Raw genomic sequence first — 1,799 nt, 5'->3', positions numbered from 1 at the left:
GTGATCAATCCAACCCTCAGCATCATGTCGGGTTCGAGCTGGCGCTCGACCGAGCGCTGCTCGAGCGCCGCGAACAGACCGGCATTGATCCCCATCTCTTCCAGGTAGGTTTTGACTACCCGCTTCTGCCCCATTGTGTACATGCTGAGCCGAGCCTCGGGATCGACCAGCCGCTTGGCGCCGCCGGCAAGCACGAGCGCGCAGGCTGAATCGCACTCCACGCCAAAATCGCTGATCAGCCCGACATAGGCGCCGTTGTCGGCCAAGCAAGCTCCGCCTACCGGATCGCAGCCGGTGATATTGGTGCGGGCGACCGCGACGTCGAGCGCCCGTTCCCGGATGAGCCGACCCACCCTCAAAGCGCTGAACAGGTCGCCTCCCCGTGAGCTGATCACAACGGGCAGCCGCCTTTTGCCAAGCATGGCGAGCAACTGGCCAAGCCTCTGCGGGGCCTGAGGCGTGATTGCGCCTTCGGCCGAGATCCATTCCGGGCAGTCGGGATTGCAGAGCGCGTCGCTGCCGCGAACGACCATAAAGCGCATCTCCGGCGCCCCATTTCCTGGCGCTGCCCAGAACGGCTTGGAGGGCGGAGCCTTGGCAGGCTGGGTCAGTACTGCCTTCATGGGCCGGATTGGTGCTGCCTTGGCAGGCTGCGAAAGTGAGACTTGAGCCGGTTGGGAGGGGGCGGGCTTAGCCTCAATCGCCGCCACGGCGGCCGGCTTGTCGTTTGCAGGGATTTCCCTGCAGTTCGTCGGCGCCGGACTTCGCCGGCATATGCCCGCCCATATAAGCAGGTCGACAGTGCCCTTGCTGGTGACCAGCTTCATCGTGGTCATGTCGTCGAGGGCGACCTGGCGGATGTCACCCGCGGGTGTGGCTTTCATGACCTCGAGAACACCCTGCCCCACTCCCATTTCCGTGAGATAGGCCGACAGCTTCCTTTCAACCGCCTTGCTCATCTCGTAGGTCTTGTAGGTGCCGGCATTCGTACGGCTGATGATCTTGCTGCTGATAATCTTCTTCCTGCCACGCACAATTCTGTACGTGGTGCGGTAGTAGACCTGCTGGCGTTGGAATGTCGTGGTGATCTGGTGGACGCCCAGATAAGCCCATCGCCCGACCAGGCGTTGGACACCTCCGGCAAACATCAGCGGACAGGCGGARTTRCACATGGCRCCGCCRTCRGACGCRACGCCGAAATAGGCRGTRCCCTTGCCGTTGTCGGCCCGGCAAAGGTCCATCCCCGGCTGACAGCCGGAGAATTTGGTGACACCGACGGCTACATCGAGTTTGTTCTTGCGGATTATTCGGCCGAGCTGGAGAGCGGCGTCGACGCTGCCGCCGGGAGAACTGATGATGATGGGCAGGTGGCGGCGACCGAGCGTCTTCAATATACGCTTGAGCTTGGCCGGCGTTCCGGCTTCGATGGCGCCTTCAGCTGAAATCCATTCCGGACAGTTGGGCTCGCAGCCAGCCGCGTTGCTGCGGACGACGACAAATTGCATCTCCGAGAGACCATCGGACAGAAGATGCTGAAGGTACCAGGTATCGGGATTCCATGTTTTCGGGTCGGCTGAGTTATCGGCCTTCGCGGTGAAGGCAACCATCATCATCGCAAGCACCGGCACCAGCCGAGCCAGCGCACGCCACCAACTTGCGGTATTGTTTGAACGACGCCCCAAAACCACTCTTGGCAAAAGCCCCTTCGACGCAACCTATAATAGTTGCGGCAACGGTGCTTGCAATAGCTTCGAAACAACCGCGCAAGACTTGTTCTGCACGGCAAGCAAACAAAAAAG

Annotated in this window: 2 protein-coding genes; one reads left to right on the top strand and one right to left on the bottom strand. The window is 61.1% G+C overall.

Annotation, left to right across the window (positions count from 1 at the left end; translation table 11 throughout):
• The coding region (locus AC1DX0_RS35440; protein ID WP_477359113.1) for a COG3904 family protein at nucleotides 1–1,613 on the bottom strand (1,613 nt) is incomplete at its 3' end.
• On the opposite strand from AC1DX0_RS35440, the gene AC1DX0_RS35435 reads away from it, so the two are divergent.
• On the top strand, nucleotides 1,594–1,799 hold a 206-nt coding region (locus AC1DX0_RS35435; RefSeq protein ID WP_477359110.1), incomplete at its 3' end, for a hypothetical protein. The two genes, AC1DX0_RS35440 and AC1DX0_RS35435, sit on opposite strands and share 20 nt — an antisense overlap.

This window comes from Mesorhizobium sp. P3_A9 (assembly GCF_056402975.1).
The sequence above is the reverse complement of the archived record's forward strand: the minus strand, read 5'-3'. Positions and strand labels throughout refer to the sequence as shown.